This window comes from Bacteroides sp. Phil13 (assembly GCF_001940965.1).
Lineage (GTDB): Bacteria > Bacteroidota > Bacteroidia > Bacteroidales > Bacteroidaceae > Bacteroides > Bacteroides intestinalis.
Window position 1 is genome coordinate 1 of the sequence record NZ_MSHA01000101.1, and the last position, 23,102, is coordinate 23,102.

At 42.4% G+C, this 23,102-nt stretch carries 22 protein-coding genes; 20 read left to right on the forward strand and 2 right to left on the reverse strand.

Annotation, left to right across the window (positions count from 1 at the left end):
* From BWI44_RS19735 to mdh, 3 genes are all read left to right on the forward strand, one after another.
* Window positions 1-829 (forward strand): hypothetical protein (locus tag BWI44_RS19735; protein ID WP_502688841.1); only part of this gene is annotated, 829 nt, incomplete at its 5' end.
* Window positions 817-1,269, forward strand: a complete 453-nt coding sequence (locus BWI44_RS19740; protein WP_195208469.1) for a S24/S26 family peptidase — start codon at window positions 817-819, stop codon at window positions 1,267-1,269. The genes BWI44_RS19735 and BWI44_RS19740, both read left to right, overlap by 13 nt.
* Window positions 1,270-1,370: 101 nt before the next feature.
* Window positions 1,371-2,312 carry a malate dehydrogenase gene (gene mdh / locus BWI44_RS19745; protein ID WP_007210525.1) on the forward strand — a complete coding sequence of 314 codons (942 nt, stop codon included), beginning with the start codon at window positions 1,371-1,373 and terminating at the stop codon, window positions 2,310-2,312.
* A gap of 107 nt (window positions 2,313-2,419) precedes the next feature.
* On the opposite strand, the gene BWI44_RS19750 is transcribed toward mdh, so the two are convergent.
* Window positions 2,420-3,289 (reverse strand): NAD kinase, encoded by an 870-nt coding sequence (locus BWI44_RS19750; protein ID WP_138293076.1) that lies wholly within the window; start codon window positions 3,287-3,289, stop codon window positions 2,420-2,422.
* 104 nt (window positions 3,290-3,393) lie between these two features.
* Here BWI44_RS19750 and BWI44_RS19755 point away from each other — a divergent pair, with 104 nt between their 5' ends.
* The 13 genes from BWI44_RS19755 to folE all read left to right on the forward strand — a co-directional run bounded on the left by BWI44_RS19755 (window position 3,394) and on the right by folE (window position 14,518).
* The gene (locus BWI44_RS19755) at window positions 3,394-4,107 is read left to right on the forward strand and encodes a pyridoxine 5'-phosphate synthase (protein ID WP_025725903.1); all 714 of its coding nucleotides are present in this window, start codon (window positions 3,394-3,396) and stop codon (window positions 4,105-4,107) included.
* A complete protein-coding gene (locus tag BWI44_RS19760) occupies window positions 4,107-4,823 on the forward strand; it encodes a MotA/TolQ/ExbB proton channel family protein (protein WP_022391859.1) in 717 nt (238 codons plus the stop codon). The genes BWI44_RS19755 and BWI44_RS19760 overlap by 1 nt, the downstream gene beginning before the upstream one ends.
* 75 nt (window positions 4,824-4,898) lie before the next feature.
* A complete protein-coding gene (locus tag BWI44_RS19765) occupies window positions 4,899-5,273 on the forward strand; it encodes an ExbD/TolR family protein (protein WP_044532277.1) in 375 nt (124 codons plus the stop codon).
* A 50-nt stretch (window positions 5,274-5,323) separates the two neighbouring features.
* Window positions 5,324-6,154: a TonB family protein gene (locus BWI44_RS19770; protein ID WP_044532283.1), complete on the forward strand. Its 831-nt coding sequence runs from the start codon at window positions 5,324-5,326 to the stop codon at window positions 6,152-6,154.
* Between the two features lie 14 nt (window positions 6,155-6,168).
* Window positions 6,169-6,717 carry a DJ-1 family glyoxalase III gene (locus BWI44_RS19775; RefSeq protein ID WP_044266135.1) on the forward strand — a complete coding sequence of 183 codons (549 nt, stop codon included), beginning with the start codon at window positions 6,169-6,171 and terminating at the stop codon, window positions 6,715-6,717.
* 3 nt (window positions 6,718-6,720) lie between these two features.
* Window positions 6,721-7,395, forward strand: coding sequence for a 2-C-methyl-D-erythritol 4-phosphate cytidylyltransferase (locus BWI44_RS19780; RefSeq protein WP_044532276.1), 675 nt, complete (start codon window positions 6,721-6,723; stop codon window positions 7,393-7,395).
* Window positions 7,383-9,479, forward strand: coding sequence for an ATP-dependent DNA helicase RecG (gene recG / locus BWI44_RS19785; RefSeq protein WP_195208468.1), 2,097 nt, complete (start codon window positions 7,383-7,385; stop codon window positions 9,477-9,479). The genes BWI44_RS19780 and recG overlap by 13 nt, the downstream gene beginning before the upstream one ends.
* Window positions 9,480-9,680: 201 nt before the next feature.
* Complete coding sequence (locus BWI44_RS19790; RefSeq protein WP_007659724.1) at window positions 9,681-10,550, forward strand: M23 family metallopeptidase; 870 nt, start codon at window positions 9,681-9,683, stop codon at window positions 10,548-10,550.
* 105 nt (window positions 10,551-10,655) lie between these two features.
* Window positions 10,656-11,198, forward strand: a complete 543-nt coding sequence (locus BWI44_RS19795) for a DUF1599 domain-containing protein (RefSeq protein ID WP_195208467.1) — start codon at window positions 10,656-10,658, stop codon at window positions 11,196-11,198.
* The gene (locus BWI44_RS19800) at window positions 11,188-12,495 is read left to right on the forward strand and encodes a BT_3928 family protein (protein WP_229036073.1); all 1,308 of its coding nucleotides are present in this window, start codon (window positions 11,188-11,190) and stop codon (window positions 12,493-12,495) included. The genes BWI44_RS19795 and BWI44_RS19800 overlap by 11 nt, the downstream gene beginning before the upstream one ends.
* Before the next feature lie 54 nt (window positions 12,496-12,549).
* Window positions 12,550-13,305, forward strand: a complete 756-nt coding sequence (gene tpiA / locus BWI44_RS19805; protein WP_007659726.1) for a triose-phosphate isomerase — start codon at window positions 12,550-12,552, stop codon at window positions 13,303-13,305.
* A 102-nt stretch (window positions 13,306-13,407) separates the two neighbouring features.
* Entirely contained in the window at window positions 13,408-13,863 is a 456-nt protein-coding gene (locus BWI44_RS19810) for an SPOR domain-containing protein (protein WP_007659727.1), read from the forward strand.
* A gap of 61 nt (window positions 13,864-13,924) precedes the next feature.
* Window positions 13,925-14,518, forward strand: a complete 594-nt coding sequence (gene folE / locus BWI44_RS19815) for a GTP cyclohydrolase I FolE (RefSeq protein ID WP_118296468.1) — start codon at window positions 13,925-13,927, stop codon at window positions 14,516-14,518.
* A gap of 191 nt (window positions 14,519-14,709) precedes the next feature.
* Here the strand turns inward: folE and dnaG are convergent, their stop codons facing one another.
* Window positions 14,710-16,794, reverse strand: a complete 2,085-nt coding sequence (dnaG, locus tag BWI44_RS19820; protein WP_117693846.1) for a DNA primase — start codon at window positions 16,792-16,794, stop codon at window positions 14,710-14,712.
* 196 nt (window positions 16,795-16,990) lie between these two features.
* On the opposite strand from dnaG, the gene cas9 reads away from it, so the two are divergent.
* From cas9 to cas2, 4 genes are all read left to right on the forward strand, one after another.
* The gene (cas9, locus tag BWI44_RS19825; protein WP_286816092.1) at window positions 16,991-21,292 is read left to right on the forward strand and encodes a type II CRISPR RNA-guided endonuclease Cas9; all 4,302 of its coding nucleotides are present in this window, start codon (window positions 16,991-16,993) and stop codon (window positions 21,290-21,292) included.
* Window positions 21,293-21,353: 61 nt separating this feature from the next.
* Window positions 21,354-21,494, forward strand: coding sequence for a hypothetical protein (locus BWI44_RS19830; RefSeq protein ID WP_153877588.1), 141 nt, complete (start codon window positions 21,354-21,356; stop codon window positions 21,492-21,494).
* Between the two features lie 41 nt (window positions 21,495-21,535).
* The gene (gene cas1 / locus BWI44_RS19835; protein WP_195208466.1) at window positions 21,536-22,465 is read left to right on the forward strand and encodes a type II CRISPR-associated endonuclease Cas1; all 930 of its coding nucleotides are present in this window, start codon (window positions 21,536-21,538) and stop codon (window positions 22,463-22,465) included.
* Window position 22,466: 1 nt separating this feature from the next.
* The gene (gene cas2, locus BWI44_RS19840; RefSeq protein ID WP_118217172.1) at window positions 22,467-22,799 is read left to right on the forward strand and encodes a CRISPR-associated endonuclease Cas2; all 333 of its coding nucleotides are present in this window, start codon (window positions 22,467-22,469) and stop codon (window positions 22,797-22,799) included.
* Window positions 22,800-23,102 lie beyond the last annotated feature (303 nt).

Sequence of the window (23,102 nt, forward strand, 5' to 3'; positions counted from 1 at the left end):
CCGTGTGGAAGGGGATAGATTGGTACAAAGGATAGAAGCATTACCCGGCTTTCCGGTATTTAAAACTAAATCCGGTGGTGAACCGCTTTGCCAGTTTATAACAACTCTCAATCAAGCACCGGTGTTTGAACAAGTGTACTATCGTAGTGAAATAGACGGCATTGTCAGCCGTTTTGGACGTTATACCGACGGGTATGTTTTTGATATGACCTTCCCGGATGCTGAACCATTGAGTATGTGGATGATACAAGATGCCCGTATTGCTTATTTTACGGGCAACTTTGCACCTATATTACTACGCTTTGCCTGCTGGATTGCGTATGGAGTGGCTGCAACTCCTTTCGAAACAGTGGCCATTCATACCAGTACCATTTGCTATCAAGGTAAAGCTGTGTTCTTTTTGGGAGAGAGTGGTACTGGAAAAAGTACGCACACCCGTTTGTGGCGCGAAAACATAGAGGGAGCTGTTCTGCTGAATGATGACAGTCCTATTCTTCGCATCATAGACGGAAAACCATGGGTATATGGTAGTCCATGGAGTGGAAAGACACCTTGCTACAAAAATGAGAGTTATCCGTTAGCAGCCTGTGTACGATTGTCGCAAGCTACATTCAATAAAATAGAACGGCTAAATATAGCTCAGGGCTATGGAGCTTTACACCCTTCATGTCCTCCTTGTTTTGCCTATGATGATGCATTGTATGACTCTATCAGTGAGACTTTGAGTAATTTACTTTCGAACGTGCCGGTTTATCATCTGTCTTGTCTTCCTGATGCGGCGGCGGCTCGTCTTTCTTGTGAAACAATTTTCGGAGCATGCGAAAAATAACGGTATCCAATGACTTTTTTGCCGGAGTGGCTGAGGCTTTAAAACAAGGGCAAAATGTGAAACTTTTGATTGATGGGCAAAGCATGTATCCTTTTATCAGGGGAGGAGTAGACCAGGTGGAAGTGGTTTCTTATCCTTCTGAGGATGAACTACCTGCCTGGTGCTGCCCTTTTTATCAATGGGAAGGGCGGTACATGATTCATCGTTATATAGGTCGTGAAGGGAATGAATACCTGATGCTGGGGGATGGAAATGTGTTCCGGATAGAACGGGTGAAGCGGGAAGATATTATCGGAATATTGAGAACGATCTATCGCCCTGACGGAACAGTGCAGGATTGCCGGGATACACGCTGGTTGAAGAAAGCGGAATGGTGGTATCGACTACGTTTTTTACGTCGTTGGTTGTTACCTGCCTTTAAGATGTTACACATCGGATAGAGTATTTAACTAAAATTATTACGGAAAAATTTCCTTAATTACGAATGTCGTTGTACTTTTGTCGCAACTTTATAACACATATAAACAAAAAATTGAAGATTATGTCAAAAGTAACCGTAGTAGGTGCAGGTAACGTAGGTGCTACATGCGCTAATGTGTTGGCCTTTAATGAAGTGGCTGACGAAGTGGTAATGCTGGATGTTAAAGAAGGCGTTTCAGAAGGTAAGGCAATGGATATGATGCAGACTGCTCAATTGTTGGGTTTTGATACCACCATTGTAGGCTGTACCAATGACTATGAGAAGACTGCAAATTCTGACGTTATCGTTATCACATCAGGTATTCCCCGTAAGCCGGGTATGACTCGTGAAGAGTTGATCGGTGTAAATGCCGGTATCGTGAAAACAGTTGCTGAAAATGCATTGAAATATTCCCCCAACGCTATCCTTGTAGTTATTTCTAATCCGATGGATACAATGACTTATCTGGCATTGAAATCTCTGGGTCTTCCTAAGAACCGTGTTATCGGTATGGGTGGTGCTTTGGATAGCTCTCGTTTCAAATACTTCCTTTCTCAGGCTTTGGGTTGCAATGCAAACGAAGTAGAAGGTATGGTAATCGGTGGTCACGGTGATACAACTATGATTCCTTTGGCTCGCCTGGCTACATACAAAGGACAGCCGGTTAGCACTTTGTTGAGCGAAGAAAAATTGAACGAAGTTGTTGCTTCTACTATGGTAGGTGGTGCAACTCTGACTAAGTTGTTGGGTACTTCTGCATGGTATGCACCGGGTGCAGCAGGAGCTTATGTAGTTGAGTCTATCATCCACAACCAGAAGAAGATGATTCCTTGCTCTGTATTGTTGGAAGGCGAATATGGTGAATCTGATCTTTGTATCGGTGTTCCCGTTATCCTGGGCAAGAACGGTATTGAAAAAATCGTTGAATTGGAACTGACTGCTGACGAAAAAGAAAAATTTGCTGCCAGCGCTAAGGCTGTTCACGGAACTAACGCTGCATTGAAAGAAGTAGGTGCTCTCTAATTGAGAAAATCTTTCTTATAAATAAATTAATAGGGGCTGATTCCATCAAGAATCAGCCCCTTAATTTTGCTATATATTCAATCTCAGAAGTAGTCTGATAATGTTATTTATCTTACATCCGCCCCCCACATCAATTTATTGCGAAGCGTATCAAAGAAAATATGATTGAAGCGCTTGATTACCTTAATACTGTAATCAGCCCGTGAGATTCGCAAGCGGGTTGTCTCTTTGCAGGATTCACTACGCCCGTCGATGGCAACCAGGAAACTGTGGCTACGGCTTTCTACGTCAAGAGTGATTTCCCAATCATCACAAATAACGATGGGGCGGACATTCAAACTATGCGGAGCCACCGGAGTGATAGCAATTGTTTTGCTATGAGGCACGATAACCGGACCACCGACACTCAACGAATAAGCCGTGGAACCGGTAGGGGTGGATACCACCAACCCGTCCGCCTGATAAGTGGTGAGATGGGCACCGTTGATAGCAGTATGAATGCTGATCATTGAAGAACTATCGCGTTTCAATACAGCAATTTCATTGAGTGCATAAGGCGATTCCATCAATTTTTTGTCATCACAATGTAATTGCAACACGCTACGTTCTTCCACCTTGTAGTGGTTATTATAAATCTCATCGAAAGTCTCTTCCATCTCTTCCGGAGAAATGTCTGCCAGGAAACCGAGGCGGCCGGTATTGATGCCCAGAATGGGAATATTCTTTTTGCCTACCCGGCTGGCTGCTTTCAGGAACGTACCGTCGCCCCCGATACTGATGACCATATCTGCTGTAAAATCGTCTCCGTCGAAGAGTTCGGCGGAAGCAATAGTCATGTGCAGGTCGGAAGTCAGGAAGTTATAAAACTCCCTGCAAATGCAAAGCTGGGCATTACGCCGCTCCAACAAGCGGAATAAAGTTTCCGCATGTGTTGATTTTTTTGCTTGGTAAGTATTTCCAAATATGGCAAATTTCATCGTCTGTACTTTCTTAATGAAATGCAAATATGGCGTTTTTTTCTCAGAACGCTGCCAATGTATCGCTATTATTTGTACATTTGCGGCAAACTATGATCCGAATTATGACTAGATTAAGTGTAAACATAAACAAGATTGCGACGTTGCGTAATGCGCGTGGAGGGGATGTCCCTAATGTGGTGAAAGTAGCACTGGATTGTGAAAGCTTTGGTGCGGAAGGAATTACCGTACATCCACGCCCTGATGAACGTCATATACGCCAGAGGGATGTGTATGATCTTCGCCCGTTGCTTCGTACTGAATTTAATATCGAAGGATATCCTGCCCCCGAATTTATTGATCTGGTATTGAAAGTGAAGCCGCATCAGGTGACTCTGGTTCCGGATAGTCCGACTCAGTTGACTTCTAATGCAGGCTGGGATACCAAGCAGAATCTGGAATTTCTGACCGAAGTACTCGAAACATTTAATGATGCAGGCATCCGTACTTCCGTATTTGTATCGGCAGATGCGGAGATGATAGAGTATGCTGCCAAAGCTGGTGCCGACCGGGTGGAACTCTATACCGAACCCTATGCGACCGCTTATCCGCAGAATAAGGAAGCTGCCGTTGCGCCTTTTGTAGAAGCCGCCAAAGTGGCACGTAGTCTGGGGCTAGGGCTGAATGCCGGACATGACCTGAGTTTGGTGAATCTGAATTATTTATATCAAAACATTCCATGGATGGATGAAGTCTCTATCGGACACTCGCTGATAAGCGATGCTCTGTATCTGGGATTGGAACGTACCATTCAGGAATATAAAAACTGTCTTCGTTGATGAATGCAATGTTGTTATTAGCCCAAGTGGCTCCGGCGCTGACCGATTCTATTGCGGGCGCCAATCCGGTATTAACTCCGGTAGCTGGTCCTGAAGAGATGAACTTATGGAGCATGGCTGTCAAGGGTGGTTGGATTATGATCGTTCTTGGACTGCTGTCCATCCTTTGTTTCTACATCTTGTTCGAACGCAACTATGTGATCAGGAAAGCCGGCAAGGAGGATCCGATGTTCATGGATAAGATAAAGGATTATATCTTGGATGGAGAAATAAAAGCCGCCATAGCCTATTGCCGCAGCGTAAATACTCCGGCTGCCCGTATGATTGAGAAAGGTATCAGCCGTTTGGGACGTCCGGTGAATGATGTGCAGGCTGCGATTGAGAATGTGGGAAACATTGAGGTAGCGAAACTGGAAAAAGGATTGACGATTATGGCAACCATTTCCGGAGGTGCGCCGATGATTGGTTTCCTCGGTACAGTGACCGGTATGGTGCGTGCTTTCTACGAAATGGCTAATGCAGGTAACAACATCGATATCACATTGCTTTCGGGCGGTATCTACGAGGCTATGATCACTACGGTAGGTGGTTTGATCGTGGGTATTATTGCGATGTTTGCCTATAACTACCTCGTGACTCTGGTAGACGGCGTGGTGAATAAGATGGAGGCTAAAACCATGGCATTTATGGACCTCCTGAATGAACCCGCTTCCTAAATAATTAATAATTAGTAATTAATAATTGAACTAAGCGTGCTACAACGTAGAGCTAAAATATCGCCCAATTTCAGTATGGCATCCATGACGGACGTCATCTTTCTGTTGCTGATCTTTTTTATGATCACGTCTACGGTTGTTTCACCGAACGCTATCAAGGTGTTGCTTCCGCAGGGAAAACAGCAGACGTCGGCTAAGCCCTTGACGCGGGTTATTATCGATAAGGACCTGAATTTTTACGCGGCGTTTGGAAATGATAAGGAGCAAGCGATTGCTTTGGAAGAATTGACTCCTTTCCTGCAATCGTGCGCTGCGAAAGAACCGGAAATGTATGTGGCGCTTTATGCTGATGAAGCTGTGCCTTACAGGGAAATCGTGAAAGTGCTGAATATTGCCAATGAGAATAAGTTCAAGATGGTGCTGGCTACACGCCCGCCTGAAAGCAAATAAATGTACGATGGGTAAATTGTACATTGTAAATGGTTAAATTGTAAATGGCAATGGTGGATCCGAAGAAGAAAGGCAAATATATAGGAATGGTAGGTGCGCTGCTGGTACATGTAGCGTTCATTCTCCTGTTGATACTGGTTGGCTTCGTTTTGCCGGAGCAGCAGGATGAAGACGGTATGCCGGTAATGCTGGGTGAAGTGCCCAATGCATTTGGAAGTGCTGATCCCTCCCTAGTGAAAGTGGATGTGATGCCTGAGACCGTTGCCCCTAAAGTACAGGAGACGGTAGAACAGGAGATGCTTACCCAGGAGGATGAAGAAACCGTTGTTATCAAGCCCAAAGCAGAACCTAAAAAAAAGGAAGAAGTAAAGAAGAAACCGGAAAAACCGGAGAAGACGGAAGCCGAGAAAGCGGAAGAAGCTCGGAAGTTGGCGGAAGCTAAAGCCGAGCGGGAACGCAGGGAGGCGGAAGAGGCTGCTCGTAAGAGGGTGGCAGGTGCTTTCGGAAAAGGAGCACAAATGGGAAGCAAAGGTACGACTGAGGGAACAGGTATCCAGGGAAGTCCCACCGGAAATGCGCCAGAAGGTGCGTCGAGTGGAACGGGAGGTTATGGAACTTTTGACCTCGGCGGACGTTCTATAGGACAAGGAGGTTTGCCGCGTCCGGCATATAATGTGCAGGATGAAGGGATTGTGGTGGTTTCTATTACTGTAAATCCGGCAGGACATGTTATTGCTACCAGTATTGACCGGAAGACCAATACCATAAATTCTGCCTTGCGGAAGGCGGCTGAAGATGCTGCTAAGAAAGCGCGTTTCAATGCTGTAAGCGGTTTGAATAACCAGACAGGAACGATAACATATTACTTTAAACTAAAATAATAAGGAGAACAATTATGGGTACAGTTTATGTTTTTTTTGCAGACGGATTTGAAGAAGTGGAAGCTTTCACCTCTGTGGATGTAATGAGACGTGCAGGGCTGAACGTGGAAATGATAACGGTGACTCCCGATGAGATAGTAACAGGTGCACATGATGTACCAGTGCTTTGCGATAAGAATGTAGTGAACTGTGATTTCTATGACGCAGATTTAGTTCTTTTACCCGGTGGAATGCCCGGAGCAGCTACTTTGGAGAAGTGCCCGGAACTTCGGAAACTGGTCTTGGATTTTGCTGAAAAGAATAAACCGATTGCTGCCATTTGTGCCGCTCCTATGATATTGGGTAAGCTTGGCTTGCTGAAAGGCCGCAAGGCAACTTGCTATCCCGGCTTTGAGCAATACCTGGAAGGTGCTGAATGTACAGGTGCTCCGGTGGAAAGAGACGGTAATATCATTACCGGAAAAGGACCGGGTGCTGCGATGGAATTTGCTCTGACGGTTGTAGATATGATGCTCGGAAAAGAGAAGGTACAGGAACTGAAAGAGGCAATGTGTGTTAATTGATTTATGGTTCAGTATGCTCTGATAGTTGCCGGTGGTAAAGGGTTGCGCATGGGAGGCGAACTTCCCAAACAGTTTCTGCCTATAGGTGGAAAACCTGTCTTGATGCGTACTTTGGAAGTCTTTTATGCCTACAATCCGGAGATACAAATAATATTAGTGCTCCCGCATAGCCAGCAGTCTTATTGGACAGAGCTATGTGCGGAGCATTCTTTTTCTTTGCCGCATACAGTGGCGGACGGAGGTGAAACACGCTTCCATTCGGTAAAGAACGGATTGTCTCACGTAACCACTCCGGGATTGGTTGGTGTTCATGATGGGGTACGTCCGTTTGTTTCCCGGGAAGTCATAGCCCGTTGTTATGAATTGGCTGCTGAAAAAAAAGCGGTGATTCCCGTGATAGATATGGTGGAGACTGTACGCCATCTCAAAGGAGAAGAAAGCGTGACCGTCAGCCGGGATGAGTATAAATTGGTGCAGACTCCCCAGGTGTTTGATGCCGATTTACTGAAACAGGCCTATGAACAACCTTATACTTCTTTCTTTACGGACGACGCTTCGGTAGTGGAAGCGATGGGAGTATCTGTATACCTCGCGGCAGGTAATCGGGAAAACATTAAAATTACGACTCCCTTTGATTTGAAAATAGCCGCTGCTTTGTTGGATTCATGTTTGATTTAGCTTCTCGTGACATAAAATACCTGTCGGGTGTAGGGCCGCAACGCGCCTCAGTGCTCAATAAGGAATTGAATATCTATTCCCTTCACGACTTATTGTATTATTTCCCCTATAAATATGTAGACCGTAGCCGTATCTATTATATCCATGAGATAGACGGTACGATGCCTTATATCCAGCTAAAAGGTGAAATCCTGGGCTTTGAGACGATTGGAGAAGGTAGGCAACGCCGTCTGATTGCCCATTTCTCGGATGGTACGGGGATTGTGGATTTAGTCTGGTTTCAGGGAATTAAATTTCTCGTCGGTAAGTATAAGGTACATCAGGAATATATTGTATTTGGTAAACCCAGCGTCTTCAACGGACGGATCAACATTGCTCATCCGGATATAGATAATGCTTCGGAACTGAAGCTCTCGACAATGGGATTGCAACCTTATTATAATACAACGGAGAAAATGAAGCGGAGTTCCCTCAATTCTCATGCAATTGAGAAGATGATGAGCGCCGTAGTGCAGCAACTCCGCGAACCGCTGCCTGAAACGCTTTCTCCCGCTATATTGACAGAGCATCATTTGATGCCACTGACGGAGGCCTTGATGAATATTCATTTTCCGGCAAATCCGGAATTGCTTCGTAAAGCGCAATATCGCTTGAAGTTTGAAGAACTTTTTTATGTACAGTTGAATATTCTCCGCTATGCCAAAGACAGGCAACGGAAATACCGTGGATATGTATTTGAAACGGTAGGAGAGATATTCAATACTTTCTATGCCAAGAATCTGCCTTTCGAACTGACCGGCGCTCAGAAGCGTGTGCTGAAAGAAATACGCCGGGATGTGGGGAGCGGTAAGCAAATGAACCGTCTGTTGCAGGGGGATGTAGGTAGTGGGAAAACGCTGGTGGCACTGATGAGTATGCTGATAGCGTTGGATAACGGTTACCAGGCTTGTATGATGGCGCCTACCGAGATTCTGGCTAATCAGCATTTTGAAACAATCCGCGAGTTGTTGTACGGAATGGATATACGCGTGGAATTGCTAACCGGTTCTGTGAAAGGAAAAAAGCGGGAAGCCATTCTCACCGGTCTGTTAACAGGAGATGTACGAATACTGATCGGTACGCATGCCGTGATAGAAGATACCGTGAATTTCTCTTCACTGGGGCTGGTCGTGATAGATGAACAACACCGTTTCGGTGTGGCACAACGCGCACGTTTATGGACTAAGAATGCACAGCCCCCCCATGTGCTAGTCATGACAGCTACCCCTATTCCGCGTACGCTGGCTATGACATTATACGGTGATCTCGATGTTTCCGTCATTGATGAACTGCCGCCGGGACGTAAACCTATTGTGACCATTCATAAATATGATGCGCACCGTGTAAGCTTGTACCAATCCGTCCATAGGCAGATTGCAGAGGGCAGACAGGTATATATTGTATATCCTTTGATTAAGGAAAGTGAGAAAATCGACTTGAAGAACCTGGAAGAAGGCTACCTTCATATTTGTGAGGAATTTCCGGATTGTAAAGTCTGCAAAGTGCATGGCAAGATGAAAGCAGTTGAGAAGGATGCGCAGATGCAGCTTTTTGTTTCGGGCGAAGCACAGATAATGGTAGCGACTACTGTGATTGAGGTAGGCGTAAATGTACCGAATGCTTCCGTGATGATTATTGAAAATGCAGAGCGCTTCGGTTTGTCACAGCTCCATCAGTTGCGTGGTCGTGTAGGTCGTGGAGCAGAACAGTCTTATTGTATTTTAGTGACCGGATACAAGTTGGTAGAGGAAACCCGCAAGCGTCTGGAAATTATGGTGCGGACAAATGACGGCTTTGAAATAGCTGAAGCCGATCTGAAGCTACGAGGTCCCGGTGATTTGGAAGGCACACAGCAAAGCGGTATTGCCTTCGACCTGAAAATTGCCGATATAGCGCGCGACGGACAACTGCTGCAATATGTGCGCAATGTTGCTGAAGAAGTGGTGGATGTTGATCCTACTGGTATTCGTCCGGAGAATGAAATCCTGTGGCGTCAGCTAAAGGCACTTCGGAAAACTAACGTTAATTGGGCTTCCATTAGTTGAATAACGGTTAAACATACACTTTATTTGCATTTTTATGTTGTAAAACATATTAGCTCTTATCTTTCCGATATACAGGGAGTTAGGGGGTGTTTTAATATGTATCTTTTAGTCCCTTACCGAAAAAATAGTTAAGAACAGCCTTTTCATTTAGAGAAGAAATACTACCTTTGGGAGAATTTTTTAAAAGAATGACGAAACGGAATGAATTTCAATTGCATTAAAACGATCCTAATAGCTGCGACGGCAATGGTCAGCCTGAATTCTTTTTCTCAGGATTTGATTGCCCGACAAGCCCCCATCGACAGGAAACTAAAGAGCGTTGACTCGTTGGCTTTACAGAAACAGATACGTGCTGAACAATCTGCTTATCCAGGTCTAAGTCTATATCCGACTTGGAACAATGAGTATGTACAAGCTTATGGCGATGCTATCGTTCCTGAAAGCTATAAAGTGGACCTGACAGGTTTCTGTATGCCTACCACGCATACGAAGATTACCGATGTATTCGGTTATCGCCCCAGAAGACGCAGAATGCACTATGGCTTGGATGTTAAAGTATTCATCGGTGATACGATTCGAGCAGCTTTCGATGGTAAAGTACGCGTAGTAAAGAATCAGGGACGCCGTGGCTATGGTAAGTATATCGTTATTCGTCATGACAATGGACTGGAAACTGTTTACGGACACTTGTCCAAACAAATCGTAGAAATTAATCAATTGGTTAAAGCCGGAGAACCTATCGCTTTAGGTGGCAATACCGGACGTTCTACCGGTTCGCATCTTCATTTTGAAACCCGCTTTTTAGGGATTCCTATTAACCCCGCTTTAATGTTCGACTTTGAAAAGCAAGATATTGTTGCTGATCATTATACTTTCACTAAGACCAAGACTTCAAAAGGAACTGCTCGCAGCATGGCTTCCGGTGAAGGTTTGTTCTATAAAGTGAAGAGTGGTGATACATTGTCTAAGATTGCATCCCGTCAGGGAGTATCTATTGACAAGCTCTGTCAGTTGAATCGCATTACACGGAAAACAATCTTACGTCCGGGACAGGTATTACGTTGTTCGTAAGATATCAATAAACCCATAAAGAAGAGGGCACTTTAATATAATTTAGAGTGCCCTCTTTTCTTTTTTCTTTAATTATTCCTACCTTTGCAACCAATTTGTAAGGAAATGAAAGATACCAAACAACAATTTGAGCATGTCATTGCCATCTGTCGTGATTTGTTCTCCAAGAAACTACATGATTACGGTCCGGCATGGCGTATTCTCCGTCCGGCTTCCGTGACTGACCAGATATTTATTAAAGCCAATCGTATCAGGAGTATTGAAACCAAAGGAGTGACGTTGGTGGACGAAGGAATACGTTCCGAGTTCATTGCGATTATCAACTATGGCATTATCGGATTGATACAGCTGGAACTGGGATATGCGGAATCAGCCGATATCACGAATGAAGAAGCAATGGCATTGTATGACAAATACGCTAAAACTTCATTGGATCTAATGCTTGCTAAGAATCATGATTACGATGAGGCATGGCGCAGCATGCGTGTCAGTTCATATACTGATCTGATATTGATGAAAATCTACCGTACGAAACAGATTGAAAACCTGTCGGGACAGACTTTGGTTTCGGAAGGAGTAGATGCTAATTATATGGACATGATTAATTATTCCGTATTCGGTTTGATTAAGATTGAATTTGGAGACTAAGCAGAAACATATAATATGGAAGAGCTGGGTGAATGTTTGCCGTTTTTTACTGGCGGCGGTATTCATCTTTTCCGGCTTTGTGAAGGCTGTCGATCCGTTAGGCTCTTTTTATAAGATTCAGGATTATCTGACGGCTTTCGGAATGGCCGCATGGTTTCCTACATATTTGCAGTTACTGTTTGCCATCGTATTGTCGGCTTTGGAATTCTCAGTGGGAGTATTCCTGTTCTTCGGTATACGGCGGAGGTTTGCTACGACTCTGGCACTGTTGTTGATGATCGTGATGACACCGCTGACACTGTATCTGGCATTAGCGAATCCGGTGGCCGATTGTGGTTGTTTCGGTGATGCATGGGTGTTGACAAACTGGGAAACGTTCGGCAAGAATGTAGTATTGTTTATTGCAGCCGTATCTGTCTTCAAAGGTGGAAAACAAATCATCCGCTTTATTACGGCAAAAATGGCATGGATGGTTTCCATGTATACGTTTTTTTTCGTGTTTGTGCTTTCGTTCTATTGCCTGGACAATCTGCCCATTCTTGATTTCCGTCCTTATAAGGTCGGAAAGAATATCAAAGAAGGTATGGAAATCCCCGAAGGAGCAAAACCCAGTGTGTTTGAGAGCAAGTTCATTCTGGAGAAAGACGGGAAAAAGCAGGAGTTTACACTGGATAACTACCCGGACAGCACATGGACGTTTGTTGAAACACGTACGGTGCTGAAGGAAAAAGGATATGAGCCTCCGATTCATGACTTCTCTATTGTGAGTCTGGAAACCGGAGAGGATTTGACCGATAGCATTTTATCAGATAAGGGATACACATTCCTGTTGGTAGCTCATCGTATTGAAGGAGCTGACGATAGCGATATAGACCTTATTAATGAGATCTATGATTACAGTGTGGAGCATGGTTATGGCTTTTATGCCCTGACTTCTTCGCCAGAGGAACAAATAGAATTGTGGCGTGACAAGACCGGAGCGGAATATCCTTTCTGCCAGATGGACGACATCACTTTGAAGACCATTATCCGTTCCAATCCCGGACTGATGCTGATAAAGGATGGCGTTATTCTGAATAAGTGGAGTGATAACAGTTTGCCGGATGAATATGTGTTGACGGATAGCTTGGATAAACTGGAACTCGGTCAGCAGAAACAAGAAAGTGATTTGCGCACGATTGGTTACGTTCTTTTGTGGTTTATCATTCCGTTGCTGATGGTTATCGGCGTGGATATTCTGGTTGTGAAGCGCAGGGAAAGAAAGAGAGAGAAAAATAAAGAGCTTCCTCAGCCATAAATCACAAATTATAAATAGTAAATACATTAACCCTTTTAATAAATAAAAAACAAAATGAGAAAAAACATTGTTGCAGGAAACTGGAAAATGAACAAAACCCTTCAGGAGGGTATTGCTCTTGCAAAAGAACTGAATGAAGTATTGGCTAACGAAAAGCCTAACTGTGATGTAATCATCTGTACTCCTTTTATCCATCTGGCATCGGTTACTCCGTTGGTAGACCCCGCTAAGATTGGCGTAGGTGCTGAAAACTGTGCTGACAAAGAATCAGGTGCTTACACTGGTGAAGTTTCAGCTGCTATGGTTGCTTCTACAGGTGCTAAATATGTAATCCTGGGTCACTCAGAACGTCGTGCTTACTATGGCGAAACAGTTGCCATCTTGGAAGAAAAAGTAAAATTGGCTTTGGCTAACGGCCTGACTCCGATCTTCTGTATCGGTGAGGTGCTGGAAGAACGCGAGGCTAACAAGCAGAATGAAGTAGTTGCCGCTCAGTTGGCTTCTGTATTCTCTCTGTCTGCTGAAGATTTCTCTAAGATCGTATTGGCTTACGAACCGGTTTGGGCTATCGGTACAGGTAAAACTGCTACTCCCGACCAGGCTCAGGAAATCCACGCTTTCATCCGTTCACTGATTGCTGACAAGTATGGTAAGGAAGTTGCTGACAACTGTTCTATCCTTTACGGTGGTAGCGCTAAACCGTCTAACGCAAAGGAATTGTTTGCTAATCCTGACGTTGATGGTGGCTTGATCGGTGGTGCAGCTCTGAAGGCAGCAGACTTCAAAGGTATCATTGATGCTTTTAACTAATAGATAATGGAAGACTGATAATTGATAACCGGTGAAGTGCCGTTTGTCGGTTATCAGTCTCTATAATCATATTATCAACCGTCTATTATTTTATTATTCATTATGAAGAAGCTTGGTTTACTTTTAATTGCATGCTTTGCTTTCGCCGCTTTTGCTTCGGCGCAGAATAACATTGTGAAGAGTCTGGAACGCAATGTGCCGGGACAGGGTAAGGTAACCATCCATCAGGATGCCCGCATCGAGGCCTTGATAGGTCAGGAATATATCCCCAATGGAACGGAAAACAGAGTGCTTAAAAGTCAGGGTTACCGCGTACAGGTGTATGCCGGAAACAATACCAGTAGAGCCAAGAATGAAGCTCACTCAGTGGGCTCACGAATCAAAGAATATTTCCCGGAGCTTTCTGTTTATACCTCTTTCCACTCTCCCCGCTGGCTGTGCCGTGTAGGAGACTTCCGCAGTATTGAAGAAGCGGATGCCATGATGCGCCAGTTGCGTGCTACAGGCGTATTCAAAGAAGTTTCTATTGTGAAAGAGCAGATAAACATACCGCTTTAAGTTTATAAGTTGTTCAGTTTTTGAGTTGTACTGAAACTCGGAAACTTAAAAACTCAAATATATGTTAGGAAAAGAAGAAATCGTATCTCCTGCACTGGATGAACTGAAAGAACACTATCAGCGTATTATAACTTTATTGGGCGAAGATGCCGAACGCGAAGGACTACTGAAAACCCCCGAACGTGTAGCGAAAGCTATGCTGAGTTTGACAAAAGGCTATTTCATGGACCCGCACGAAGTGCTCCGCTCTGCCAAGTTCAAGGAAGAATACAGTCAGATGGTGATTGTGAAAGACATTGATTTCTTCTCACTTTGCGAACACCACATGCTTCCGTTCTATGGAAAAGCACACGTGGCCTATATCCCCAACGGTTACATTACGGGGCTGAGCAAGATTGCCCGTGTAGTGGATATCTTCTCCCACCGTCTTCAGGTGCAGGAACGCATGACGCTCCAGATTAAAGAATGCATCCAGGAAACACTGAATCCCCTGGGCGTAATGGTGGTTGTGGAAGCCAAGCACATGTGTATGCAGATGCGTGGGGTTGAAAAACAGAATTCCATAACGACCACTTCCGATTTTACAGGTGGTTTCAATCAGGCAAAGACTCGTGAGGAGTTTATGAACCTCATTCGTCAGAATTCATTCACATAACAATCCCATACCTTATTTTATGAAAGGAAACTGCAGTTCCCATGAAGGGGGACTGTCGTTCCCATTAAAGGAAACGCGCGTTCCCTTTAGGGGGAAACTATCGTTTCTGTATGAGGAAACTGTCGTTCCCATTAGGGGGAACTGTCGTTTCTGCATAAGGAAACTATCGTTCTCATTAGGAGTAAGGTGATTTAACCGAGTACAACTCTGTCTCCCAATCGTTTGGCCATAATACTTTTGATCTCACGCAGTTCTGAGTAGCGTTTCATGATAGAGGTGCATTGTTCTTCATCATTGGCTACGGCAGGATCTTGCAAGGCATACATCATGTGTTTCATTTCTTCACTGATGATGGCGAACTTGAAATTAATCATGAGCGTAGGCACCAATTCGAATAGGCGTTCCTCGTCGGTTACTAACCTTTGGGCTTTGGAGTGATACTTACTCAGTTGGTAGCGGTCGGCAATCAACTCTGTACTTAGCTTACTGATAATTGGGTCGGGATGCGCCAGGAAATACCGTTCTGCGGTGAATCCTTCATTATGTATGTGCTCTGCCGCTTCCGTCAACATCTGCCTGTGCAGTGGGTTGTGGAAAGCCAGTTCATCCTCCTTCAAGTCATTGACTACGTATTCCGTTACCGTGATGGGAATTTCTTTCCCTTCCTCATCGGGAACGTTGCACAATACTTTCTCTCCGTAGCGTACTACCATTTGCAAGATAAGGCGCTCGTATTTGTAGAATTCCTGTCCTTCTTTCCCTTCCTGCGGGATATAAGATACGTATTCGGCAGTTTCCGGTGGAAGCGGTGCACCACCGTTAGGTATTTCTCCATCCATGGGATAAGGAGGCATGTCTTCAGGGTAGGGTGGTTGCACTCCGTCGGGAAGCGGTGCTTGTGCAGCGTCGCGGGCTGTATTATTTTTTCTTGTTTCCCGGTTTCTTTGTTCCGCCTGCTTCTCAGCCTGCGTTTCGCGTCGTTTGGCGACTTCCGAAACCAGTAGCTTGTCTTCTACACGAAGCAGCTGACTACATTCTTTAATATATACATCACGGACAATTGCTTCAGGAATAATAGATATACTTTGTACAAGATTACCGATTAATTCAGCACGCTTGATAGGATCTTTTCCTGCATCTTCCAGCAGAAGATTTGTTTTGAAGCGTATAAAGTCTGTTTCATTATCTTGTATGAATTTCTGGAACTCCGTAGCGTTGTGCTTGCGGGCGAAAGAGTCCGGGTCTTCTCCGTCGGGAAGTAGGCAAACTTTGATATTCATACCTTCTTCCAGCAGCATGTCGATACCGCGGAGAGAAGCCTTGATACCTGCCACGTCACCGTCATAGAGTACCGTAATGTTATTGGTGAAGCGGTGAATGAGCTTAATTTGTCCCGGAGTCAGTGCCGTACCCGAAGAAGCTACCACATTCTCCACACCTGACTGGTGCATGGAAATAACGTCCGTGTATCCTTCCACCAGAAAGCAACGGTCTTGTTTCACAATAGCCTGTTTGGCAAAATAAATACCATACAACTCATTACTCTTATGATAGATTTCCGATTCGGGAGAATTGACATATTTAACTTTGACTCCCTTCGTCGCACTGCTAAGCACGCGCCCGCCGAAAGCGACTACCTTACCGGAAAGTGTGTGTACCGGAAAAATAACACGTCCCCAAAAGCGATCGCGCAAGCGGTGATCATCCGTTTCGTAGCAAAGCCCTGTCTTGACAAGATATTCTTTCTTGAATCCTTTCTTGATGGCTTCTTGAGCCATGGCATCGTGACTTTCGGTGCAATAGCCTAATTGGAACTTTTCAATGATATCATCCCGGAAACCACGATTGCGGAAGTATGCCATGCCAATGCTACGTCCGTCCACATGGTTTTTGAGTATATTTTGGAAGTAGTCACGTGCAAAGTTATTCACAATGAACAAACTTTCACGTTCGCTCTGCATCAGCTTCTCTTCGCTGGACAGTTCGCGCTCCTTGATTTCGATACCGTATTTCTTTGCCAGATATTTCAGAGCTTCGGGGTAGCTCATCTGCTCGTGTTCCATAATGAAGTGCACCGCATTGCCACCTTTACCGCAGGAAAAGCATTTGCACAACCCTTTGGAAGGCGACACGTAGAAAGATGGCGTCTTGTCATCATGGAACGGACACAAGCCTACATAATTCACACCTCGCTTGCGCAACGTAACGAAGTCCGATACAATGTCTACAATCTGTACGGCATCCAGAATTCTGTCTATGGTAGGTTGGTCTATCATTGGATAATTGTTTTTGCGAATGCAAAGATAAAAAAAATCCCCCGTTGAGGACGAGGGAACCTAATGTTTTCACAACGGAATAATCCTTATTGTGATTTGCTTCATTTTAGTCTGACAAATATATGAAATAAATAGGGAAAAACAATAGAATATAGAAAGTTTTTTACTATATTTGACAAAACATCAAAATAATATCATGAAAACAATATTAGGATTAGATTTAGGTTGCAATAGCATTGACTGGGCATTGGTTAATGAGGCGGAAAATACTGAGGAAGTATCGTCTATTATCAAACTTGGTGTAAGAGTGAATCCTTTGACAGTGGATGAAATGCAAAATTTCGAAAAAGGAAAAAGTATTACCACGAATGCAGATAGAACTCTTAAAAGAAGTATGCGTCGTAATTTGCAACGTTATAAATTGCGACGTGACACTCTCATTGAAGTATTGAAAGAACACGGTTTCATAACAGATAGCACTTTACTTTCTGAACATGGTAATAAAACAACATTTGAAACTTATCGTCTAAGAGCGAAAGCGGCAGTGGAAGAAGTTTCTTTAGAGGAGTTTGCTCGAGTGTTACTGATGATTAATAAGAAGCGTGGTTATAAAAGTAGCCGGAAAGCCAAAGGAAGTGAAGATGGAGTATTGATTGATGGTATGGATGTGGCAAGAAAACTTTATGAAGAAGATTTAACTCCAGGAGAACTTTGCTTGCAAATGCTTGAAACAGGTAAAAGGACATTGCCGGATTTTTATCGCTCTGATTTGCAAGATGAGTTTGACAGGATTTGGAATTTTCAAAAGCAATTTAATCCGGAATTGTTTTGTGATATTGCGAAAGAAGAGATAAGAAGCAAAAATAGGAGTCAGACTTGGGCTGTTTTGGCAAAGTACTTTGTTTGGTCAGAGAAAGAAACTGTCTGGAATGAGGAAGAGGCAAGAACGGAAGAAATAATGAAGGAATATAAACTTGTCGGTCTTAAGCGAGATACCAAGGGGAATGATTTAAAATTAGAAAATTATAGTTGGCGTGTGCAGGCTCTTTCTAAACAGTTGAATCCGGAGATTATAGCTATTGTATTGCAGGAAATCAATGGACAGATAAGTGCTTCTAGCGGTTATCTGGGGGCAATCAGTGATCGTAGTAAGCAGCTTTACTTCAATCGTCAGACGGTTGGACAGTATTTGATGTCTGAGTTGGAAAAAGATCCTAACGTAAGTTTGCGTAACCGAGTGTTCTATCGGCAAGATTATTTAGATGAATTTGACAAGATATGGGAGAAGCAGGCGGAGTTTCATGAGGAGTTGACTGCAAAACTGAAAAAAGAAATTCGTGACATCATTATTTTTTATCAACGTCGTCTGAAGAGTCAAAAAGGATTGATTAGTTTCTGCGAATTTGAGAAGCGAGAAGTTATAGTAGAAAAGGATGGTAGAAAACTGAATAAGACGGTGGGCTGTCGGGTGATTCCCCGTTCGCATCCGTTATTTCAAGAGTTCAGAATATGGCAGACCTTGAATGATATTGAAGTCTTTGCGTGGGATAAACAGAGTAAACGTAAGAAAGCGGATAAATCTTCTACATTGTTTGATAACACGGAAGATGCTTTACTCGTGGAAGGTAAACGATCTTTGTATCAGGAAGAAAAAGAGCTGTTGGCTAAAGAACTTTTTGTAAAAGAAAGTATGAAAAAGGCAGAGGTATTGAAACTGCTGTTCGAAAATTTCCAGGAATTGGATATGAATTTTAAGCAGATTGATGGTAATCATACAGGATTCACCCTTTTCTCAGCATACAGCAAGATGATTGAGAAGTATGGTTATGAACCTGTGGATTTTAAGAAACCTGCAGATGAGATTATAGAAAAGCTGGAAACCATATTCACTAATTTAGGATGGAATACAGAACTGCTTTCTATTGATTTGAGTAAAGAGGACAAAGAACTTGATAGACAGCCTTATTTCAGACTTTGGCATTTATTGTATTCTTTTGAAGGGGATAATACACCAACTGGGAATGGTAAACTGCTTGAGAAAATTATGCAGCTTTGTGATGTGGAAAAAGAGTATGCTGTAGAACTTGCTAATGTGTCATTTCAAGAAGATTACGGAAGTCTGAGTGCAAAGGCTATTAAAAAGATACTACCTTATCTGAAAGAAGGTAATCAATATGACGTTGCGTGTGACTATGCAGGGTATCGTCATTCCAAATCTTCGTTGACCAAAGATGAAATAGAAAATAAGATATTGAAGGACAAATTGGAAATACTTCCCAAGAATAGCTTGCGTAACCCTGTGGTTGAAAAGATATTAAACCAAATGGTTAATCTAATTAATACAATAATTGATACCTACGGCAAACCTGATGAAATTCATGTGGAACTGGCCCGTGAACTAAAGAAAAATGCTAAAGAACGAGAAGAATTAACAAAATCCATAGCACGCAATACTCGTGAACATGATGAAATCCGTCAGTTGCTGCGAACAGAATTTGGTATGATGAATGTTAGCCGTAATGATATTATACGTTATAAACTCTATGAAGAATTAAAAGATAACGGGTATAAGACTTTGTATTCTAATGAGTATATTCCGAGAGAAAAAATATTCAGTAAAGAGATTGATATTGAACACATCATTCCTCAAGCTCGTATTTTCGATGATTCATTGTCTAACAAAACATTGGAATACAGGGCTATCAATATAGAAAAAGGTAATAAGACGGCTTATGATTTTGTAAAAGAGAAATACGGAGATGATGGTTTGGAGAAGTTTCTCAATCGTTGCGAGGCCTTATTCAAGAATAAAAAGACAAAGCTCAGGAAATTAAAAATGGAAGAGAAAGATATTCCAGAAGGATTTATCGATCGAGATTTGCGGAATACGCAGTATATCTCCAAGAAAGCTCTTGCTATGTTGAATGAAATTAGTCACAGGGTGGTGGCTACTACTGGGGCTATTACTGATAAATTGCGTGAGGATTGGCAACTTGTGGATCTTATGAAAGAATTGAATCTGCCTAAATATGAAAAGCTTGGTATGGTAGAGATGCTTGAGGACAAAGATGGAAGAAAAATAAAGAAAATAACGGACTGGACTAAAAGAAACGATCATAGGCACCATGCAATGGATGCTCTGACGGTAGCTTTCACAAAAGATGTATTTATTCAATACTATAATAATAAGAATGCTGCTTGGATGCCCGCTTCTAAGGAACATGCTAATATAATAGGTATAAAGGCTCGTTACTTTGAAAATGGAAAGGCTCTTGCTCCCATGCCTTTGGCGCAATTTCGCGCCGAGGCGAAACTCCATTTGGAAAACTTGTTGGTATCTATCAAGGCTAAAAATAAGGTAATTACTTCTAATGTAAACCGTACAAATAAAAAAAATGGTGAAAACAGGAAACTGCAACAAACACCACGAGGACAGCTACATCTAGAAACTGTTTACGGAAGTCATCGGCAATATGCCACGAAAATAGAAAAGGTGAATGCTACTTTTGATGTTGCTAAGATTGCTACTGTAAGTAAGCTTGCTTACCGGAATGCTTTACTTAAACGTTTGGAGGCCTTTGGCAATGATCCGAAGAAAGCATTTACTGGTAAAAATACATTGGAAAAGAATCCGCTCTATCTTGATGAGAAACAAACGGAAATGGTTCCGGAAAAAGTACAGACAGTAGAGTTTGAAACAGTTTATACTATACGAAAGCCGATTGATCCCAATTTAAGTATAGATAAGGTGATAGACGTGAAAATTCGTAGTGTTTTGGAGAAAAGGCTAAAAGAGTATGGTGGGGATGCCAAAAAGGCATTCGTCAACTTGGATGAAAATCCTATATGGTTGAATGAGGCTAAAGGAATATCAATTAAACGCGTGAGTATTCGAGGAATTAGTAATGCTCAATCGCTGCATGAGAAGAAAGATAAAGACGGTAACTTGATATTGGACAAAGAAGGAAGGAAAATCCCGGTGGATTTTGTGAATACCGGTAATAATCATCATGTGGCTGTCTATAAAAAGCCTGTCTTGGACAAAGTGGGACAGATAGTACTTGATGAAGAAGGTAATCCGAAGTATGAACTTGATGAAGTAGTGGTTTCTTTCTTTGATGCGGTGACACGGGTAAACCTTGGTCAACCTATTATTGATAAGGATTATAGAAGAAGTGAAGGATGGCAGTTTCTGTTTAGTATGAAGCAAAATGAATATTTTGTATTTCCCAATGAGAAGACAGGATTCAATCCCAAAGAGGTAGATTTATTGAATCCGGAGAATTATGCATTGATAAGTCCTAATTTGTTTAGGGTACAGAAGTTTGCCTATAAAAACTATGTTTTTAGACATCATTTGGAAACTACTATTAAAGATACAAGTTCAACTCTAAAAGGTATAACATGGACTGATTTTCGTAGTTCAAAAGGGTTAGATAAAATAGTGAAAGTTAGAGTTGATCATATTGGGCAAATTGTATCGTTAGGTGAGTATTAAAAATGTAGGATGATGAATAATATTAGGTTAATTCAAATTAAGAAAACCCGTTCCGCGTGGAATGAAGAAAAACAACAAAGGTATTGTAGCTGGAGTAGCTCATGAGCAAGCAGAGAAGGAGTTAGGAAGAAGCAATATATTTTTTCGAAACTTCTTAGCAAATTTAGAAAAAGGGAGAAAAACCGCTCCAATTGTCTTTTGAAGCGGATAGTGAGTAGTAGACAATTTGAAAAGTAGAATACTATGATTAAAAAAACGCTTTATTTCGGTAATCCTGTTTATTTATCTTTGAGGAATGCACAGTTGGTAATCAAATTGCCGGAGGTTGTGAAAAACGACACCCTACCTGACGGCTTTAAACAACAATCAGAGGTAACTAAACCAATAGAGGATCTTGGTGTAGTAGTACTGGATAATAAGCAGATAACTATTACTTCAGGAGTATTAGAAGCGTTACTTGAAAACAATTGTGCTATTATAACTTGCGACAGTAAGAGTATGCCGGTTGGATTAATGCTTCCTTTATATGGAAACACGACACAAAATGAACGGTTTCGTCAACAGTTGGATGCTTCTCTTCCTTTGACAAAGCAGTTGTGGCAACAGACTATAAGAATAAAGATTGAAAATCAAGCAGCTGTATTGAAAAAATGTGCAGGTGAAGAAGTAAAGTGTATGGCTATATGGGCTGCTGATGTGAAAAGTGGAGATTCTGATAATCTGGAAGCACGTGCAGCTGCCTATTATTGGAAAAATTTGTTTAAAATAGAAGGGTTTACAAGAGACAGGGAAGGGATTCCGCCTAATAATCTGTTAAATTATGGATATGCGATTTTAAGAGCTGTAGTTGCACGTGGATTAGTTGCCAGTGGACTTTTACCTACATTAGGAATACATCATCATAATAGATATAATGCTTATTGTTTGGCTGATGATATTATGGAGCCATATCGGCCCTATGTTGATGAGTTAGTCTATAAGATATTGCAGGAGGAGATAAATTGTGATGAACTGACGAAAGGTTTAAAAGCTCAGTTACTTACTATTCCTACACTAGAAGTTGTTATCTCTGGTAAACGTAGTCCTTTAATGGTTGCGGTGGGGCAGACTACTGCATCTCTGTATAAATGCTTTAGTGGTGAACTACGTAGAATAATATATCCGGAAATGTGAGATGAACCGATTTAGTGAATATCGTATTATGTGGGTACTTGTATTATTTGATTTACCTACTGAAACAAAGAAGGATAAGAAGGCATATGTAGATTTTAAAAAGAATCTGCAGAAAGATGGCTTTACTATGTTTCAGTTTTCTATTTATGTTCGTCATTGTGCTAGTAGTGAGAATGCAGAAGCTCATATAAAAAGAGTTAAATCTTTCTTGCCGGAGCATGGACAGGTTGGAATTATGTGTATTACAGATAAGCAATTTGGAAATATAGAGTTGTTTTATGGGAAAAGATCTTTGGACATAAATACTCCCGGCCAGCAATTAGAGCTTTTCTAGAAAAAGAAATCCCGCTTAAATGCGGGATTTTTTAATTAAAAACAGTATTGTTTTTGTAATTCAAAAATGGTTTGTAACCAATTGGATATCAGTATGTAACGTAGGTCGTGCTGTTCCCTATGGTTCAAAGATACTAAAATGAAAGCAAATCACAACTGCAAAACAGATATTCAAACAATAGAGCGCGCTGTTCCCTATGGTTCAAAGATACTAAAATGAAAGCAAATCACAACGTCGCAGCTTGTGTTCCGGAAAGGATGGTTGCTGTTCCCTATGGTTCAAAGATACTAAAATGAAAGCAAA

Bases quoted from the DNA above. Each gene is read 5' to 3' on its own strand.
- BWI44_RS19790 (WP_007659724.1), top strand. From the start codon at position 9,681: ATGAATTTCAATTGCATTAAAACGATCCTAATAGCTGCGACGGCAATG.
- recG (WP_195208468.1), top strand. From the start codon at position 7,383: ATGTTTGATTTAGCTTCTCGTGACATAAAATACCTGTCGGGTGTAGGG.
- cas2 (WP_118217172.1), top strand. From the start codon at position 22,467: ATGAACCGATTTAGTGAATATCGTATTATGTGGGTACTTGTATTATTT.
- tpiA (WP_007659726.1), top strand. From the start codon at position 12,550: ATGAGAAAAAACATTGTTGCAGGAAACTGGAAAATGAACAAAACCCTT.
- BWI44_RS19760 (WP_022391859.1), top strand. From the start codon at position 4,107: ATGAATGCAATGTTGTTATTAGCCCAAGTGGCTCCGGCGCTGACCGAT.
- BWI44_RS19765 (WP_044532277.1), top strand. From the start codon at position 4,899: ATGGCATCCATGACGGACGTCATCTTTCTGTTGCTGATCTTTTTTATG.
- BWI44_RS19755 (WP_025725903.1), top strand. From the start codon at position 3,394: ATGACTAGATTAAGTGTAAACATAAACAAGATTGCGACGTTGCGTAAT.
- folE (WP_118296468.1), top strand. From the start codon at position 13,925: ATGTTAGGAAAAGAAGAAATCGTATCTCCTGCACTGGATGAACTGAAA.
- BWI44_RS19740 (WP_195208469.1), top strand. From the start codon at position 817: ATGCGAAAAATAACGGTATCCAATGACTTTTTTGCCGGAGTGGCTGAG.
- BWI44_RS19750 (WP_138293076.1), bottom strand. From the start codon at position 3,289: ATGAAATTTGCCATATTTGGAAATACTTACCAAGCAAAAAAATCAACA.
- cas9 (WP_286816092.1), top strand. From the start codon at position 16,991: ATGAAAACAATATTAGGATTAGATTTAGGTTGCAATAGCATTGACTGG.
- mdh (WP_007210525.1), top strand. From the start codon at position 1,371: ATGTCAAAAGTAACCGTAGTAGGTGCAGGTAACGTAGGTGCTACATGC.
- BWI44_RS19830 (WP_153877588.1), top strand. From the start codon at position 21,354: ATGAAGAAAAACAACAAAGGTATTGTAGCTGGAGTAGCTCATGAGCAA.
- cas1 (WP_195208466.1), top strand. From the start codon at position 21,536: ATGATTAAAAAAACGCTTTATTTCGGTAATCCTGTTTATTTATCTTTG.
- BWI44_RS19810 (WP_007659727.1), top strand. From the start codon at position 13,408: ATGAAGAAGCTTGGTTTACTTTTAATTGCATGCTTTGCTTTCGCCGCT.
- dnaG (WP_117693846.1), bottom strand. From the start codon at position 16,794: ATGATAGACCAACCTACCATAGACAGAATTCTGGATGCCGTACAGATT.
- BWI44_RS19775 (WP_044266135.1), top strand. From the start codon at position 6,169: ATGGGTACAGTTTATGTTTTTTTTGCAGACGGATTTGAAGAAGTGGAA.
- BWI44_RS19780 (WP_044532276.1), top strand. From the start codon at position 6,721: ATGGTTCAGTATGCTCTGATAGTTGCCGGTGGTAAAGGGTTGCGCATG.
- BWI44_RS19795 (WP_195208467.1), top strand. From the start codon at position 10,656: ATGAAAGATACCAAACAACAATTTGAGCATGTCATTGCCATCTGTCGT.
- BWI44_RS19770 (WP_044532283.1), top strand. From the start codon at position 5,324: ATGGTGGATCCGAAGAAGAAAGGCAAATATATAGGAATGGTAGGTGCG.